The organism is Nocardia speluncae NBRC 108251 (assembly GCF_001613245.1).
Lineage (GTDB): Bacteria > Actinomycetota > Actinomycetes > Mycobacteriales > Mycobacteriaceae > Nocardia > Nocardia speluncae.
Window position 1 is genome coordinate 1 of sequence record NZ_BDBZ01000061.1, and the last position, 685, is coordinate 685.

The 685-nt window shown below is 63.9% G+C and carries 1 protein-coding gene; it reads right to left on the minus strand.

Annotation, left to right across the window (positions count from 1 at the left end; genetic code table 11):
* Window positions 1-685 (minus strand): DUF475 domain-containing protein (locus NS6_RS33570; protein ID WP_157113117.1); only part of this gene is annotated, 685 nt, incomplete at both ends.

A 685-nucleotide genomic window follows, 5' to 3' on the forward strand; every position in this document is an offset into this window, starting at 1 on the left:
CGCCGATGAAGGCGATACCGATGAGGCCGGTGATGAGCTCGTTGACGTGCACGCCGATCGAGACCATCAGGATCAGCGCGAGTGCGCCGATTGCCCAATGGGCGCCGTGCTCCAGGTAGATGTACTCGCTCAGCGTGCCCTTGCGGACCAGGTAGATCGTGATCGACCGGACGAACATCGCGCCGATCAGACCCAGGCCGAGGGCGATGATGATCGGGTCCGAGGTGATGGCGAAGGCGCCGATCACACCGTCGAACGAGAACGAGGCGTCGAGGACTTCCAGGTAGAGGAACAGGAAGAAGCCGGCTTTACCCGTCGCCTTCGCGAGGGTGGACGGACCACCCGCGGCTTCTTCGGCGTGTTCTTCGACGTGGAACATATTGCCGAGCCCGTTGACGGCGATGTAGACGACCATGCCGATCAGGCCGGCCAGCAGCACGGTGGAGCGGTCGTCGTCCTCGGCGAGGAACTCGGCGACCAGGATCAGGCCGATACCGGCGACGACCACGGCGGCCATATCGAGTTTGCCGACCTTGGCCAGTGGGCGTTCGAGCCAGGTCAGCCAGGTCAGTTCGCGTTCGGCGAGGATGAAGTTCAGGAACAGCATCGCCAGGAACATGCCACCGAACGCCGCGATCTGCGGGTGTGCGTCGGTGAGCAGGGTTTCGTAGCTGGGGCTGCCGTC